Below are 15612 nucleotides of genomic sequence, written 5' to 3'. Positions count from 1 at the left end.
CGTGGCGTAAGACGGTCCTATACTCGGGCAGATGGAACCTGACGTTGCCGTACCTGCCGATGCCGCTTCAGTCACTTCTGCGGGGGAGATTCACGACGACGCCGGAATCGCCCATGCACTGGGCCGGGCCATTGCTGAGGCCCGCGCCCGTCAGAAGCTGTCGATGCGCGCCTTGGCCCAGGCCGCGGGGATCAGCCAGCCGTTTCTCAGCCAGATTGAGAAGGGCCGGACTATGCCCTCCCTGCTGACCCTGTACCGGCTGGCTGGAGGCCTGGGGCTTTCGGCTGCTGACCTGCTGCCGGTCAGTCAGGAGGCCTCGCCTGTGCGCCTCATTCCTGCTGGAGGTGGGGAGAAGGTGCGGGTTTCAGAAGCGGCCAATGCGGGCTGGGGGCGTGTGCTTACCGGGGCGAGCGCACCGGTGGCAATCTCGGAGTACACCATCAACCCCGGTGACGACATGGGCGATTGGTATCAGTCCGATGGGATGTTAGTGGTCTACGTGCTTCAGGGCGAGGTGACGGTGAGGATCCAGGGGCAGGGGGACTGGGATCTGGGCCCCTTGGATGCGCTGGAATATCCGGGGGCTTTCCGGAACGTGTGGGTGCTCAGGGGGGACACACCTGCCCGCATTCTGTTAGTCCATGCGCCGGACCGGTGACGTACGCAGACCATGAGCCCGGGCAGACATCCTTTACCAAGCGGCAACATGATAGTAACCAGTTATCTCCGATAGCTCAGTATTATCGCCTTATGGATAGCTCATCACAGACCCCAGCATCGCTTCATCACGCATCGTCGCACCAGGCGCCGTTCAGTGTTCCCGTCGTGGACATCGCGGCCTATGTCACCGGCGGTTCCCCGGAAGAGAAGGCCGAAGCTGCTGCTGCACTGGACCATGCTTGCCGGACCGTCGGGTTCATTCAGATCACCGGGCACGGCATCCCCGCCGAGCGTTTTGCGGGTCTCATGCAGGCGATGGATGACTTTTTCGCCGGTCCGCTGGAGGCCAAGAAGGAGTACAAACGGCCGGCCAAGGAGAACCGGGGCTACTCCCCGCCGAAGACCGAATCGCTGAGCTTCAGCCTCGGTGTGGATCCGGTCAGCCGGATGAACGACTTCTTCGAGGCCTACAACGTGGGCGCGGGGGCCTCGGACTACGAGGGCTTCACCCCGTCCACCGGAGATTACGCCGAGAACACGTGGCCCGTCACGGAGGGGTTCCGGGAGAAGGTCGAGGCATACTTTGCCGAGGCGCGCCGCGTGGCGCTGAACCTTCAGGACGCCTTTGCCGATGCGCTGGGGGTGGAGCAGGAACTCTTCCGCGCCAAGAGTCAGCACCCCATCAATGTGCTGCGGATGAATAACTACGCGCTGCCGCCAGGGGAAATCGAACTCGGCGCCGAACTCACCGGCATGGGCGAGCACACGGACTTCGGCTTTGTCACTGTGCTGTGGGCCGACCAGGTGGAGGGCCTGCAGGTCCTGGATACTCAGGGGCGCTGGCATGATGTGATGCCTGCCGACAACGCCCTCCTGGTCAACCTCGGAGACATCGCGGCCAGAGTGACGAATGACCAGTGGATGTCTACCCTGCACCGCGTTAAGCCCCCGGTAGTGAATGGGCAGATCAAGCGACGTCGGTCTGCAGCCTTCTTCCATGACTGGGATGCTGATGCCGTCATCGAGACCCTGCCGGGCACCGTGGAGGCCAGCAGCGCGCCCCTCTATGAGCCGGTCACCGTGCATGAGCACATCAGGGCCAAGCTCGCCGGCTCCCGGGCCGGAATCAAGAACACCAGCGCTGTGCGCGAGCAGGCAAGGGTTCAGGCCGCGCTCTGACCCTGCAGGGCCAGCGCGATCCGGTCCTTGCTGAAGGGAGTCTGGGTCAGGCGGATGCCCACGGCATCCCGGATCGCGTTGCCCAGCGCCGGGGCCACCGGGTTGAATGGCGCCTCAGACATGGACCGTGCCCCCAGGGGACCCAGCGGATCCGTGGTGGGCACAAAGTACACCTCGGTCTGCGGCACATCGGCCATCTGAGGGATGTGGTAGTTGCGCAGGATATCGCTGAGGACCCGTCCCTGTCCGTCCAGCACGGTCTCCTCAAACAGCGCGGCACCGATGCCCTGCGCCACCCCACCCTCGATCTGCCCGCGCAGCTGTGCCTCATTGAGCACCGTGCCGGCGTCAACTGTCTGCACGGACTGCAGGATCACCAGGGTGCCGCTGAGGCGATCCACCGCGATCCGGAAGCCCTGGACGTTGAAGGCCGCGGTCCGCGGGGTCCCGCCCCACGATCCGGTGCCCACCAGGCGCATGGGATCCTCGCCGGGCCCCAGCGCTGCCAGCTTCTCGCGCAGATCCTCCGCCGCCGCGTGGGCGGCCTTGACGGCCACGGTGATGCCGGTGGAGGCGAACGCCCCAGTGTCGTGAGAGACCAGGGCCGTGTCCGCCTGGCGCAGCACGATGTTCTCCACATCGGTGCCCAGCACCTGGGCGACTACCTGACGGTGTACCGTGGAGGTGCCGTTGCCGAACTCCGCGGTGCCCACCTTCAGCTCAAACCGACCCTCGCCCAGCGGACGGATGCTCGCGTGGGAGTGATGCCCGTTGGGCGGCACCGTATCGATCATCGCCACCGCGGTACCGATCCCGAGTGCCCAGTCGCCAAGAGAATCGCATGCCATCCCGTGCCGCTCCTCCCGAAGCCTGGCCTCGCACTGGGCCAGTTCAACTGGGCTCAGCGGTTCGGTGCGCAGCTGCTGCCCCAGCAGCTCCAGGCACTGGGTGAGTCCGCGGGAGTCGACGATGACGTCGTCGTGCTCCGCACCGAACAGCGGCTCCTGGTACTTCACCGTGTTGCGGGCTTTGAACTCCAGTGGATCCATGCCCAGGGTTCGGGCCAGCTCATCCATCGCAGAGTCCACCGCGAAGATGGTCTGGGAGAGCCCGTAGCCGCGGAACGCGCCCGAAGGCGGGTTATTGGTGTAGACCACCTGGGCGTTGACTTTCTTATGCGGAGCGGAGTACATCTGCATAGACTCGGTGCAGGAATGGAACATCACACCCGGTCCGTGGTTGCCGTAGGCCCCGGTGTCGGAGAGCACCTGCAGCGACTGTGCGGTCAGGGTGCCCTCGTGGTCCGCGCCGACCTCCACGGTGATCCGGAAGGGATGCCGCGTGGTGGTGGCGCTCAGTGCCTCGCTGCGCGTCAGCTCCAACTGGATCGGACGGCGGATACCCCGGGAGGCCAGCACCTGCAGCCCCAGCAGCACAATGTCCTCAGTGAGCACCTCCTGCTTGGAGCCGAAGCCGCCCCCCACCCGCGGGGCGAAGACCCGCAGCGCCTCCTCGCTGATTCCGAAGATGCGTCGCAGGGTGCGCTTGGCCAGGAAGGGCACCTGCGTGGAAGAGCGGAAGGTGTAGCGGCCCCGGTGATCGATCCATCCGATGCACCCGTGGGTCTCTAACGCCACGTGCGAGGTGCGGTGGGTGCTGAACTCACCGCGGTAGGTGTGCGACGACGACGCCAGGGCCGTTCCCGCATTGCCCTGCTCAGCGTCCATGGCGGCCAGCTGATTGCCCGCCGGGTCCAGGGGTGGGAAGTAGACACTGTCCAACGCATCGGTACGCGGCAGGTCGTCTTCAGGGTGCAGCACAGGTGCCTGCGGGCCCAGCGCTTCGGCAGGGTCAAAGACTGCGGGCAGCACCTCGAAGTCGACCTCCACCAGCTCCGCGGCGCGGGCGGCCTCTCGGCGGGACTCGGCAATGACTGCCGCCACGCGCTGACCGCGGTGCCGCACCACGGTGTCCAGCAGGCGTGTATCGGCCGGATCATCCCCGACCAGCTCGTGCTGAGCGCTGGAGTAGCGCACCGCAGGTGAGTCCTGCGGTGTCAGCACCGCGACCACACCGGGGGCCGCCAGAGCACGGGAGGCATCCATGCCGCGGATCCGCGCGTGAGCGTGGGGCGAGCGCACCAGCACCATGTGCAGCGGCGCTTCCTGTGGAAAGCGGGGATCATCCTCGGTCTCAGGCTGATGTGGTGGGGGTAGCACCGGCGAATCCATGCTGTAGTCCACGGTGCCCGTCACCACGGCAGGGCCCGCGGGAGGCATGGGGCTGGCGCCGGGGGAGTGGTCCGCGCTCACTCGTGCGGTGCCAGCCAGGGAGTCCTTGATGGAGCAATAGCCGGTGCAGCGGCACAGGTTGCCCTTGAACCGCCGGTCCTGCTGTTCACTGCCGACCTTCCCGGGGGCCGCCTTGTCCTGATCCGAGGCGGCGTAGGGGCCGCCGGATGTGGCGGTCATGATGAAGCCGGCGGTGCAGAAACCACACTGGAAGCCGTGGCCCTCGAGGAAATCACGCTGAGTGGGATGCAGTGTCTCGCGCAGGGTCGCGAGGTCGGGGCGCCCAGTCTCTGATGCCGTGGTGCCGGAGGTCATGAGCTGTGTGGCTTCGGGGCTGAGCCCGCGCAGTGTGGTGATCTCCGCGCCCGCGGCCCGTTGGGCAGGGGTGATGCAGGAGTGCACCGCGGTGGGCTCGGATGCGCCCTCGCGAGTGATATGGACAGTACAGGCCCCGCAGTCGCCGGCATCGCAGCCGCGTTTGACGGCATGGGCTCCGGTCTCGCGCAACCAGGTGCGCAGACACTGGCCCGGTGCGTGCTCCAGGGCATGGGTCACACCGTCGACGACGACGTCGTTCCGGGTCCCTGCGCTGTTCGATCGCTCGGCACTGCCCGGCCCCTCTGGGCTGTCCTGCTCGCGGACCGTCGGGGCGGGGAAGACCGGAGGTTCGGTGACCACGCAGTCTTCGACGGGGGAATCGATGACCGAAGAATCGTCGTCGCGTGAGGACGCGCTGCAGCTCCACTCTGCCACGAGCTCCCGGGCCAGGCGGTGGGTGACCTGTTCGCGCCAGCGGGGGTCGCCGTGGACGTCGTCGACCCACATGGCGTCAGCGATGACCTCCTGGAGGGCCGCGCTGACCCCCTGGGAGGTGATCTCCGGGTGCAGCTGGAGGATGACCGGGCGTATGGTGCTGGCGGTGACCGTCAGCCGGATACCCGATGCGGTGCGGGAGGCCAGCAGCAGGGCCGCCGAGCGTCCGTAGCGGGTCAGGGACTCCCGCGCCATGACCGTAGGGCGCTGCAGAGCGGACTCCGGCACAAAGAACGCGCGGATGAGGTCTCCCGGCCGCAGAGCAGTGGCACCGACGCCGGTCACCAGCTCGGCGACCGGGACGTGGCGCTCGCCGCCGTCGGGGCTGAGGATCAGCGCTGTGGCGTCCATGCCGCTCAGCCAGGAGGTCATGGGACCAGCCGGCAGCGCAGTGGCCACATTCCCACCCACAGTCGAGAGGTTCCACACTTTCCAGGAGGCGACGAAGGCTTCCGCAGCCGGACGCATGAGCTCCACGCCCGGGAGCTGGGCGGTGTGCACCGGCAGGGTCTCCGCGGCGGCGAAGAACTCGGCAATCGTGCAGGTCGCAGCGATCTCCAGTCCCCGGAAGGCTGATGCCTCCGTTACCGCGGACGCTCCGGTTCCCGGCGGCTCGTCACCGCCGTGCCAGGTCAGCGGGGCCCAGTCAGCGGCGGCAAGATCCAGCAGCCGCTGCGGCCTGTCGGTGGTGAAGTCGTGCCCGTAGGAGTAGAGCACTGTGCCGCCGGCCAGCCAGACGTCCCCGGGACGAAAGGCTGCGGGGTCGCAGGTGGTGACGACGTCGTTGACGCTGGTGATATCCATCAGCGCAGGCTCACTTTCTTCTGATGCGCCCCGTGCTGAGGCATCCGGCGGACCGCGGTCAGCGACTGCGTGCGAGGCCGGCGGCTGATCGGTCCCGTCAGCAGGCGCAGGGGTGTGCCGGGTTCGCCAGCCCCCGGCGCGGTAGCCTCAGGCTCTCCCGTCCGGGTGGGTGCGTTCTTGGTCGCGATGAGCTCGGCGAACATGGACACGGCGGTCTCCGCGGGTGTGGCGGCGGCCAAGTCGAGGCCCAGGGGCGAGACGATCCGCGCCCGGTCCTCCGCGGTATGCCCCAGCTCAGCCAGTGCAGCATCGCGGCGGGCCTGGGCGCGCCGCGAGCCCATAGCCCCCAGCAGATGCAGCCGATCGGAGGGTGTGCTGAGCCCGGCATGCAGCACGGGCACATCCAGATCAGGGTGATGGGTCATGACCACCGCCGCGGTCCAGCTGGCCGCCGGCTCGTTCAGGAGTTCGGTGACCACGGTTTCGGGATGGCCTACGCTCAGCTCCACGCCCTCGGGAACTCTGGCAGGCGTGGCGAACGCCGGGCGGATGTCGACCATGTCCACGCGCCAGCCCGCGCCTAGCGCCAGCTGCGCCAGGTGCACCGAGACGTCGTGCACCCCGCTGAGGATTAGCCGGGGTACAGGCGGAAGGGACTCCTCGATGACCAGACGCTGGGGCTGGGGAATCTCCTGCAACCAGGCGCCGTCGGGCATGTCCTGCTCGCCGAGGGTATGGGCGGTGCGCCGCCACCTAAGCTCAGGACGACGCCGGTCCGCGGCGGTCCGCGCCAGCTGGCGGAGCCGGGGAAGTCCGCCCTCGATGCCCTCGGCGAGAACGGGCAGCGGCTGGATAAGCACCTCGATGCGTCCGCCGCAGGTCAGCGCGATCTCACCGAGCCGCTTCCCGTCGGGCCCGAAGACGTCGAGGAAGGAGGCGCCGTCCTCCAGGGCCTGTTGGCACCGCGCGGCGACGGCGGCTTCCACGCAACCGCCGCTGAGGGAGCCGATGATCTCCAAGTCTTCGGAGACCGCCATGGAGGTGCCCACCGGCGACGGGCTGGAGCCCGAGATGCCCACGATGGTGGCCACGGCCCAGCGCTCGGGGTCATCGAGGCAGCGCGCGTAGGCGGCGAGACGATCCAGCATGTCGCTCCTCCGTCCAGTCTGAAACGTTCGTTGCAGTCGCCGTCAGCGTAAGCGGTTCGCGTTACACGCAGATGACAAGAATGCTCCTTAACGTGCACGTAACAAGGCTGCGTACTGGGTGAAACATCCGTTCCATACCGTGATGGCACCCGCAACAGCTCATTGTTGACCCCGCCGCACAGGAGGCCCCATGCCGGTTGTCGATACGCTCATCACCCACGCGTATCTCGTGCTGGAGTCGCGCTCGGCGACGGCAAGCGAGCGCGCGGAGGGGCTGATCGACATCGAGGCTGCCCAGCAGGCCGGGCGTGAGATCGAGGACGGCTGGCTGGCCATTCAGCACGGCCGGGTGCATTCGGTGGGCACCTCAGCGCAAACCCCGCCGGAGGCCGCACGGGTGATCGACGCTGGCGGGCGGCTCGTCACACCCGGGCTCATCAATACCCATCACCACATGTACCAGAACCTGACCCGGGCCTACGCCCCTGCGGTCAACGGCACCCTCTTCCAGTGGCTGACCACCCTGTATCCCCGGTGGGCGGCGCTGGATGAGGAATCGGTCTACCTCTCCACCTACGTAGCCGCTGCTGAGCTGCTCCTGGGCGGGTGCACCACCAGTTCGGACCACATGTACGTCCACCCCAAGCCCCGACTCATCGACGCCCAGATCGCCGCCACCGGCGAGATCGGCTTCCGTTTCATGGCCAACCGCGGATCCATGACCCGTTCGGTGGAGGACGGCGGACTGCCGCCCAAGGAGGTGGTGCAGGACGAGGAGACGATTCTGGCCGATTCCCAGCGCCTCATCGAGACCTACCACGACCCCGCGCCAGGGGCGATGACCCGCGTCGCGTTGGCTCCGTGCTCGATGTTCTCGGTCACCGAGTCCATCATGCGCGCCACCGCCGAGCTCGCCGAACGCTTCGACGTGCGCTTGCATACCCACCTCGCCGAGGACAAGGACGAGGACACCTATGCGCTCGAGGTCTACGGACGCCGCCCGGTGGAGTACTTCGAGGACTGTGGGTGGGCCACCTCGCGTTCCTGGGTGGCGCACTACGTCTACGGCTCCCAGGCGGAGAACCAGCGCCTGGCGGCTGCCGGCGTCTCAGCCACGCAGTGTCCCAGCTCGAACATGATCCTTGCCGGTGACACCGCCGATGCTCAGGCGCTGCGCGCCCTGGGGATGCCCGTAGGCATCGGCTGCGACGGATCCTCATCCTCCGATTCTGCGAACCTCTGGCTCGAGACGCGCGGGGCACTGCTGCTGGGCCGGTACCAGCACGGCCCCGCTTCCATGTCCGCCCGTGATGCCCTGAATATGGCCACTCTCGGCTCGGCCGCAAACCTCGGCTGGGACGACGAACTGGGTCACCTGAACCCGGGTGCGTGTGCCGACGTCGTCGTGTGGGAGTCCGCGCCGCTGGCGCTGGCAGGCGCCCAGACCGATCCGGTGGAGAGCTGGCTGCGCTCAGGCCCGGCCCGGCCCTGGCACAGCTTCGTGGCCGGAGCCCAGCTGATCGACGCCTCGGAACTGCGCCTGAGCGGCCTCGAGGACGTTCTGACCCGCCACGCGGCTGCGGCTGCGGCCATCCAGGGGCTGAACGCATGACAGATAGATCCCAGACCGACACTCCGCTGTGACACCCCCCCCGAGAACCCTCTAGCACCACCACTCGACACCACTGAGGAAACGGAGAACCACCATGAGTAGCACTGAAGAAACCCGCCGCATTGTGATGAAGCTGGCCGGAGTCGGCGCCGTTGCAGCCCTGGCGCTGACAGCGTGCGGAAACGACGACGGCGGCAACGGCGGAGGCGGGGATGCCGAGGGCTCCGACGCCGACCACGGGGATATCAGCATCGCCCTGTCCTGGATCGAGAATGCGGAGTTCGCCGGCGAGTTCTTCGCCCAGGAGAACGGATACTACGCCGACCACGGCTTCAGCTCCGTGGAATTCGTCCCCGGACCCGGCCCCATCGAGAACATGGTCGCCTCGGGAGAGGCTGAATTCGGCACCTCCAACGCCGTGGCCACCGGCGAGATCATCGCTGAAGAGGGCGCACCGCTGAAGATTGTGGGGGCCAAGTACCAGCACAACCCCTTCACCATCCTCTCCCTGGCTGACGAGGCCAACATCGAGACCCCCGAGGACCTCGAGGGGATGACCATCGGTGTGCAGCAGGGCGGCAACGAGGCGCTCTTCGAAGCGTTCATGGAGGTCAACGGCGTGGATCCGTCCACCGTCACGGTGGTGCCCGTCGAATACGACCCCTCCCCACTGATCGACGGCGAGGTCGATGGCTTCTTCGCCTACGTGATCAACGAGTCCATCACCGTGGAGCTGCTGGGGCACGAGACCACCGACCTGCTGCTGAGCACCAACGGCCTGCCGTTCGTGGCCGAGGCCTTCATCACCACCGAAGAGATGATCGAGGAGAACCCCGAGCTCATCAAGGACTTCCTCGCCGCGGAGATCCTCGGCTGGAAGGACGCCATCACCGATCCCGAGGAGGGGGCTCGACTGGCGGTGGAGGAGTACGGCGCCCACCTGGACCTCGAGATGGACAAGGAGCTGCGCCAGGCTGAAGTCCAGATCGACCTGGTCCTCACCGACGAGGTGCGGGAGAACGGCCTCTTCACCATCTCCGAAGAGCACCAGCAGGAGTCCGTGGACAGCCTGACTCGTGCCGGCGTCGACGTCACCACTGAAGACCTCTTTGACCTGAGCCTGCTCGAGGAGCTCCTGGAGGAGAACCCCGAGCTGGCCGAGATTCCCGACGGAGTGTGAACAGCTAAACATGTCGAGCCCCGCTGAACAGCAGGCAGCGACGCCGGCCGGTGTCGGAACCCTTCAGGAGCCCGCGGGCACCGAGGGTTCCGGCACCGGAATCCGGATCGATGGCCTCACCAAGACCTTCGCCCTCGGACGCGGCAAGAGCCTCACCGCGCTGCAGGACGTGTCCCTGCACACCGAGCGCGGCGAGTTCCTCTCGCTTCTGGGACCCTCCGGCTGCGGCAAGTCCACGGTGCTGCGCATCCTGGCCGGCCTGGAGCAGGCGTCTGCGGGCACCGCGCTGGTGGACGGCAAAGACCCCGCACAGCTGCGCAGTGACAACGAGCTCGGCATCGCTTTCCAGGACTCCGCACTGCTGCCGTGGCGCTCGGTGGAGAAGAACATTCGGCTTCCCTTCGAAGTCTCCGGCGCCAAGCCCGACGACGAGCTCGTTGCCGAACTGATTGAACTGGTGGGGCTCAAGGGATTCGAGAAAGCCAAGCCCGGCCAGCTCTCCGGAGGCATGCGCCAGCGCGTCTCCATCGCCCGGGCCCTGGTGGTCCAGCCCTCTGTGCTGCTGCTGGACGAGCCCTTCGGCGCCCTGGATGACATGACGCGTCAGCGCTTGAACGACGAGCTGCTGCGGATCTGGACCCAGAAGCCCGCCACGACCCTCATGGTCACCCACGGCATCGCTGAGGCCATCTATCTCTCAGACAAGGTCGCGGTGATGAGCGCCCGGCCCGGCCGGGTGGCTGAAGTGATCGAGGTTGACCTTCCCCGGCCCCGCACCCCGGATATGCAGCGCACCCCTGAATTCCACGCGCTTCACGACCGGGCCTCAGAGCTGCTCTTCGGCAGCAACGGCGAGTCTTCCACGTCACCGTCCTCCGAGACCGGGGGTGCACACTGATGGAGACGGGGGTCGATAAGCGCAGGGGTGCGCTCTACAGCGCGCTGGGGCTCATCGGCGTCGTCGCCCTGTGGTGGATCGGGACTCTCACCTTCCTCTCGGAGGTGCGTATCCCGAGTCCCGACGGGGTGATCCGCTCCCTGGTGCAGGATGGTTTCGCCTTCTACTGGCCGCACTTCTCGGTGACGATCCACGAGGCCGCGCTCGGCTTCTTCTGGGGAAACCTTGCCGCGATTCTGCTGGCCTCGGTGGTGCTGGTGCTGCCCTGGACCGAACGGCTCATCACCCAGATCGCGGTCATCAGCTACTGCATCCCGATTGTGGCGGTGGCCCCGGTGCTCTTCATCGTCATTGGTGCTCCTAGCACCGGAGAACCCTCCGGCACGGCCGTGGCCCTGGCAGTGCTCGCGGTCTTCTTCACCACCGTGGTGGGCACCCTGCTGGGACTGAAGTCCGCGGACGCGGCCAGTCTCGACGTCGTCACCGTCTACGGCGGGAACCGCCTGACCCAGCTGCGCAAGGTTCGTGCTATCGCGGCTCTGCCCTCGGTGCTCAACGCCCTGCAGATCGCGGCTCCGGCGGCGCTGCTGGGCGCCATCCTCGGCGAATACGTCGGGGGAGTGCGCCAGGGCGTGGGACTGGCCCTGATGATCGCCCAGACCAACCTCGACGTGGAGCGCGCCTGGGCACTGGGGCTGCTGTGTGCAGCGGTTGCTGGTGCCGCCTACGCGGCCTTCGGACTGATCGGCAGACTTCTGACCCCCTGGTCGAAAGGAGGCGCTTGAGTGAGTGCCGCACCCGTGGTGGAAACCTCCCGCGCCGGCCAGGCCGGCACCTTGGGCCTGCTGCTGGCTAAGACCCTGGGCAGCTGGGCGATGATCTTGGGCATCATCACCGTGCTGTGGATCGGTCTGCTGTGGGCCTTTGACGTCTCCGACTTTGTGGGCAAAGGCCCGGTGGACGTCTTCGAGTACCTCTTCCGGGAGGAGGGCTCGGCGGAGGCCCGCGCGGAGATCTGGAGCCTGTCCATGGTCACGGTGCGCGATGCTGCCGTGGGGTTCGTGGCCGGGATGGCTGCCGCCGTCGCCCTGGCGGTGTTCATTGTGCTCAGCCGCGTGATGGAGGCCGCGATCATGCCCCTGGCCATGATCGTTCGCTCCGTGCCGCTGGTGGCACTGGCTCCCATCATCATCCTGGCCGTAGGGCGCGGCACCGCGGTGGTGGCGGTCATGGGCGGCATTGTGGTGCTCTTCCCCGCTCTGGTCACCATCGTCTTCGGGCTGCGCTCGGTGACCCCGCAGATCCGGGACGTCGTCACGGTTTACGGCGGGGGCACCTGGGACGTGCTGCTCAAAGTGGCCTTCCCCTCGGCACTTCCCGCGTTCTTCTCTGCGGTGCGGATCTCCGTGCCCGGTGCTTTCACCGGTGCTCTCCTGGCTCAGTGGCTGGCGACGGGCGAGGGCATCGGCAGCGCCGTGGTCTCCGCGGTGAGCCGCTCGCAGAACACCCGGGTCTGGGCGCTGGTTGTGGTCATCACCCTGGTCTCGCTGCTGATCTACATGGTCGCCCAGCTCGTGGAGAACCTCGTGCTGCGCCACTATGACATGGCGCAGAAGGCTTGAGGCCCAGCATGAGGACAGAGACCACGAGTGGGCCGACGACGACGTCGGAAGAGATTGAGCGGATCGTCACCGGGCTGCCCAAGGTGAGTCTGCACTGTCACCTGCTGGGTAGCATTCAAGCCCAGACCGTGGTGGAACTGGCAGCCAAGCACGGCGTTGACCTTGCGGGCCATACCGCAGAGACCCTCTATGACCACGCCAGCTACGAGGACCTGGGGGAGTTCCTGCGGGTGCTTGACGTCGTCGGATCTGTGGTGCGTGACCGTGACGATCTGCACCGGGTCACCTACGAGTCGCTAACCGAGGGCGGAGCCGCGCACCGCGTGCTCTACCGGGAGATCCAGATCAGCCCGCCGGGCCACGGGAACGTGCCCTATCCCCACCTGATCGAGGGAATTACCGCGGGTATGAGAGACGCCCAGACCGATACCGGCATCGACAGCCGCGTCGTCGTGGGCCTGTGCCGCGAGGACACGCCCGCCGCAGCGCTGGAACTGGTGGAGACCGTCATCGCCCATCGCACCGAGGAGGTCATCGGCATCGGGTTGGACTATGCGGAGGTCAAGGGCCCGCCGGTGCAGTTCGCCCCTGCCTACGCCCGAGCCGCCGAAGCGGGGCTCCAGCGCACCGCGCACAGCGAAACTGGCCCGCCGCAGCATATCGAGGTACTGCTGGACGAACTGGGCTGCAGCCGGATCGACCACGGCTACCACGTCGTGGATGACCCGGAGATCACGGCCCGGTGCGTCCAGGAGCGTGTGCCCTTCATCTGCACTCCCGTCTCCTCGGACATCGGTCGCTACTCGGGCTCCGGAGACGGCAGCCACCGCCGAATCCGGCAGATGGTGGAGGCGGGCCTGGTGGTGGCCATCGACTCAGATGACCCGCCGATGTTCGGCACTGATCCCACGCATGACTATCGCGCCCTCGCCCACGCCCTGGGCTTCGGGCTGGACCAGCTCGGGACCTTCACCCTCAACGCCGTGGAGGCCTCCTGGCTGGAGGAGGCCGACAAAGCCGCGCTCCGGCGTCGGGCGCTGGAGGAGATTGAGGCGCTCCGCGGTCCCGAGCCCCGGCCCCAGACCTGACCTGAACCCCGTCAAGAAAGAGAGCACCAGCGTGCCCACCAGCAGCACCCCCAAGAAAGAACTCGTCCTCGGAGCCTTTGAGGTGATGGCCCCGACCTTCCTGGCCAACTCCTGGCGTCATCCGCGGGCCAAGCCGGAGAAGTTCGCGAGCCTGCAGTTCTGGCAGGACCTTGCCAAGCAGCTGGATGAGGGCGGATTCGACTTCCTGTTCTTCGCTGAACATCTGGCCTATCCCATGGATCAGGGGGACAAGGTGCCAGAGGTGGTGATTCGCGAGGCAGTGCAGTTCCCGGTCCACGATGCCCTGTTCGCCATCAGCGGCCTGGCTGCGGTGACCGAGCGGCTGGGTTTTGTGGTGACCTCCTCCACCACGGCAGGCCAGCCGTATCTGAATGCACGGAACTTTGGCACCGTGGATCACCTCAGCGGTGGACGCATCGGGTGGAACATCGTGACCTCAGACATGCAGACCGCGCTGGTGCGGCTGCTGGGACACCGCGAGGTCACCCCGCACGACAAGCGCTACGCCCGAGCCGATGAATTTGTGCAGCTGTGTCTGAAACAGTGGGAGGGCGGCTGGAGCGACGACGATCCGCAGCCCATGGATAAGGAGCGTGGCGTCTTCAACGACCCCGAGAAGGTCAACTGGATCAGCCACGAGGGAGAGTTCTACAGCCTCAACGGGTACTTTCCGATCGCGCCCTCAGTCCAGCGCACGCCCACCCTCTTCCAGGCGGGCGCGTCCCCCAGGGGGCGGGACTTTGCGGCCAAGTACGCGGAGTGCATCTTCACCCAGGAGCGTGACGTCGAGAAAGCCGCTGCACTGGTGAAGGACCTGCGTGCCCGTGCTGAGGCTCAGGGGCGACCAGGGGATTCCATCAAGATCATCAACGGCATGTCCGCGGTGGTGGGCCCTACTCATGAGGAGGCCGTGCAGCTGCGCAAGGAGCTGCTGGATGCTCCGAGCCGGGAGGCCATGGCGGCGCTGTTCATGGGCTGGAGCGGGGTCAACCTGATGGACTTTGATCCCGACACCACGCTGGCGGATGTGCGCACCGAGATCGGGCAGAGCCTGCTGGCCCAGTACCAGGACGGCCGCACCGTCGGTGAAGTCATCGATGGGCTGCGCGAGACGATGGGCGGCTTCAAAGTCACGGGCACCGCGGACGAGGTGGCGGATGAGCTTGAGCACATCGCCGAAGCTACCGGCATCGACGGCTACCTCGTGGAGCACTCCTTCGGGGGCACAGAGAGCTACCGCGACTTCATCAACGAGGTCATGCCGCGCATGCGGGACAAAGGAATCCTTCCCCAGCAGCCGCGCTCCGGCAGCCTGCGCGAAATGCTCACCGGCACCCCCACCCCGCGCCTTCCGGAGTCTCACCCGGGTGCGGCGTTGCGTGCAAGCAGGTAGGCAGTTAGATGGAGGGATACAGCCCCAAAACGTCAGAGCTTAGTAGCGCAGTTGAACGTAGTATGTCCGGTCTCGCGCAGGACTACCGCGTTGCCAGTCGGAAGCGGAAGACCCAGATCCTCACCGAAGTTGTACGCCGGACGGGCTGGAACAGGGACTATGCGCGCGTCAAGCTGCTCCAGTATTTGGCCGCGAGGACGGCTGTCTCGCGGTCGGCACGGTCTTCCCTCAAATACTCTGCGGAAGCGCTGCGAGTGCTGCACCAAGTGTGGGAGAGCTCGGGTGGAAGCTGTGGGAAGCACCTCGCAGCCTCCATGGAGGACCACCTCCAAGCTCTGGAGACCCATGGGCACCTGGGAAATCGCGACGGGGTTTATGACGATGGCGTCAAGCATGAGCTGCTTGCAATGTCCTCTGCCACGATCGACCGTTACTTGAGGTCAGCCAGACGCCGACGGCGGGATTCCTTGCTGTTGCTGGATATTGCTCGGCAACGCCTCGGCTCTGCGGACCACGAACGCTCCGCCGCTCTGGGGTGTTTAACAGTACGTTGGATTCCCCATCATGGAGGGCATGTGGATGACAGGTTTCTCTCATCTTTACTACTGACTGACGCGCAGACGGGCTGGCAAGCTGCCGGGATCTTTCGTACGGGTGCTGGGGATGACGTGTCCCGCGTTCTGGAGACGGTTCGTCGCAGTTTGCCGGCTCATCGCAGATGAGGGTGTAGGAGGGGCCTGAATCCTCCGGTGTCCAGTAGGGCTCGGGTGATGTAGTTGGTCAGGTTCCTGAATCCCAGTGCGGTGCCGCGGAGGTGTTCGAGCCTGCCGTTGATAGCTTCGGTGGGTCCGTTGGATGTGCCCGGCCTGTCGAAGTAGGCCAGGATGTCAGCAGCTCGTCGGT

At 66.5% G+C, this 15612-nt stretch carries 12 protein-coding genes; 9 read left to right on the top strand and 3 right to left on the bottom strand.

Annotated elements, in window-relative coordinates; all coding sequences use genetic code 11:
• Positions 1-31: 31 nt before the first annotated feature.
• Positions 32-658: a helix-turn-helix domain-containing protein gene (locus RH857_RS10245; RefSeq protein ID WP_310537881.1), complete on the top strand. Its 627-nt coding sequence runs from the start codon at positions 32-34 to the stop codon at positions 656-658.
• 92 nt (positions 659-750) lie between these two features.
• The gene (locus RH857_RS10240; RefSeq protein WP_310537880.1) at positions 751-1839 is read left to right on the top strand and encodes an isopenicillin N synthase family dioxygenase; all 1089 of its coding nucleotides are present in this window, start codon (positions 751-753) and stop codon (positions 1837-1839) included.
• Here the strand turns inward: RH857_RS10240 and RH857_RS10235 are convergent.
• Together RH857_RS10235 and RH857_RS10230 are read right to left on the bottom strand one after the other, a co-directional pair.
• Positions 1824-5747, bottom strand: a complete 3924-nt coding sequence (locus RH857_RS10235) for a molybdopterin cofactor-binding domain-containing protein (RefSeq protein WP_310537879.1) — start codon at positions 5745-5747, stop codon at positions 1824-1826. The two genes, RH857_RS10240 and RH857_RS10235, sit on opposite strands and share 16 nt — an antisense overlap.
• Complete coding sequence (locus RH857_RS10230; protein WP_310537878.1) at positions 5747-6895, bottom strand: XdhC family protein; 1149 nt, start codon at positions 6893-6895, stop codon at positions 5747-5749. The genes RH857_RS10235 and RH857_RS10230 overlap by 1 nt, the downstream gene beginning before the upstream one ends.
• Positions 6896-7085: 190 nt before the next feature.
• On the opposite strand from RH857_RS10230, the gene RH857_RS10225 reads away from it, so the two are divergent.
• The 7 genes from RH857_RS10225 to RH857_RS10195 all read left to right on the top strand — a co-directional run bounded on the left by RH857_RS10225 (position 7086) and on the right by RH857_RS10195 (position 14709).
• A complete protein-coding gene (locus RH857_RS10225; protein WP_310537877.1) occupies positions 7086-8507 on the top strand; it encodes an amidohydrolase family protein in 1422 nt (473 codons plus the stop codon).
• Positions 8508-8601: 94 nt separating this feature from the next.
• Positions 8602-9687, top strand: coding sequence for an ABC transporter substrate-binding protein (locus tag RH857_RS10220; protein ID WP_310537876.1), 1086 nt, complete (start codon positions 8602-8604; stop codon positions 9685-9687).
• 10 nt (positions 9688-9697) lie between these two features.
• Positions 9698-10585, top strand: a complete 888-nt coding sequence (locus RH857_RS10215; protein WP_310537875.1) for an ABC transporter ATP-binding protein — start codon at positions 9698-9700, stop codon at positions 10583-10585.
• Positions 10585-11370, top strand: a complete 786-nt coding sequence (locus RH857_RS10210; RefSeq protein WP_310537874.1) for an ABC transporter permease — start codon at positions 10585-10587, stop codon at positions 11368-11370. Before RH857_RS10215 ends, RH857_RS10210 begins: the two co-directional genes overlap by 1 nt.
• Entirely contained in the window at positions 11371-12207 is an 837-nt protein-coding gene (locus RH857_RS10205) for an ABC transporter permease (RefSeq protein ID WP_310537873.1), read from the top strand.
• Between the two features lie 8 nt (positions 12208-12215).
• Positions 12216-13295, top strand: coding sequence for an adenosine deaminase (gene add, locus RH857_RS10200; protein ID WP_310537872.1), 1080 nt, complete (start codon positions 12216-12218; stop codon positions 13293-13295).
• A 31-nt stretch (positions 13296-13326) separates the two neighbouring features.
• Positions 13327-14709 carry an NtaA/DmoA family FMN-dependent monooxygenase gene (locus RH857_RS10195; RefSeq protein WP_310537871.1) on the top strand — a complete coding sequence of 461 codons (1383 nt, stop codon included), beginning with the start codon at positions 13327-13329 and terminating at the stop codon, positions 14707-14709.
• Positions 14710-15418: 709 nt separating this feature from the next.
• Here the strand turns inward: RH857_RS10195 and RH857_RS10190 are convergent.
• Positions 15419-15612 (bottom strand): transposase (locus tag RH857_RS10190; protein WP_310537870.1); only part of this gene is annotated, 194 nt, incomplete at its 5' end.

This window comes from Nesterenkonia flava (assembly GCF_031432335.1).
GTDB lineage: Bacteria > Actinomycetota > Actinomycetes > Actinomycetales > Micrococcaceae > Nesterenkonia > Nesterenkonia flava.
The sequence above is the reverse complement of the archived record's forward strand: the minus strand, read 5'-3'. Positions and strand labels throughout refer to the sequence as shown.

Bases quoted from the DNA above. Each gene is read 5' to 3' on its own strand.
- RH857_RS10245 (WP_310537881.1), top strand. From the start codon at position 32: ATGGAACCTGACGTTGCCGTACCTGCCGATGCCGCTTCAGTCACTTCT.
- RH857_RS10240 (WP_310537880.1), top strand. From the start codon at position 751: ATGGATAGCTCATCACAGACCCCAGCATCGCTTCATCACGCATCGTCG.
- RH857_RS10235 (WP_310537879.1), bottom strand. From the start codon at position 5,747: ATGGATATCACCAGCGTCAACGACGTCGTCACCACCTGCGACCCCGCA.
- RH857_RS10230 (WP_310537878.1), bottom strand. From the start codon at position 6,895: ATGCTGGATCGTCTCGCCGCCTACGCGCGCTGCCTCGATGACCCCGAG.
- RH857_RS10225 (WP_310537877.1), top strand. From the start codon at position 7,086: ATGCCGGTTGTCGATACGCTCATCACCCACGCGTATCTCGTGCTGGAG.
- RH857_RS10220 (WP_310537876.1), top strand. From the start codon at position 8,602: ATGAGTAGCACTGAAGAAACCCGCCGCATTGTGATGAAGCTGGCCGGA.
- RH857_RS10215 (WP_310537875.1), top strand. From the start codon at position 9,698: ATGTCGAGCCCCGCTGAACAGCAGGCAGCGACGCCGGCCGGTGTCGGA.
- RH857_RS10210 (WP_310537874.1), top strand. From the start codon at position 10,585: ATGGAGACGGGGGTCGATAAGCGCAGGGGTGCGCTCTACAGCGCGCTG.
- add (WP_310537872.1), top strand. From the start codon at position 12,216: ATGAGGACAGAGACCACGAGTGGGCCGACGACGACGTCGGAAGAGATT.